The sequence below is a fragment of the Paenibacillus sp. Aloe-11 genome (assembly GCF_000245715.1).
Classification (GTDB): Bacteria; Bacillota; Bacilli; order Paenibacillales; family Paenibacillaceae; genus Paenibacillus; species Paenibacillus kribbensis.
In genome coordinates, this window is sequence record NZ_JH601050.1 from 761,619 (window position 1) to 762,006 (window position 388).

1 protein-coding gene is annotated in these 388 nt (G+C 49.2%); it reads left to right on the plus strand.

Translation table 11 applies throughout. The features are described 5' to 3' along the window. On the plus strand, positions 1–388 hold a 388-nt coding region (locus WG8_RS28255), incomplete at both ends, for an MFS transporter (protein WP_007429941.1).

Here is a 388-nt window from a genome sequence, read left to right on the forward strand (position 1 = left end):
TGGCTAGCCGTTTTTCCCCAGTGAATTCCTTGATTGCAGGAAATCTATGCATTGCGGTCAGCTTGTTGCTGTTCAGTGTGCTAAACACAGGCTGGTTGTTTATACTGGATATGGTGCTGTTTACAATAGGTGAAGTGCTGTTGTTCACGATGCTGGATGTGCTGATAGATCAGATTGCAGATGCTCAATATAAAGGGACCTACTTTGGTACGATTGGCTTTAATAATCTTGGCAGTGTGCTGGCTCCTTTGTTTGGCGGCTGGTTGCTGGATAGCTATGGGCAAACGGCGCCGCTTGCCGTTTTTGTTCCGATTACACTGTCGGTCGTATTGGGCATTCCGTTTTTGCTGGTAGCCCGCCGCCGTCTGGCTCAGCGTACAGCCCGGAT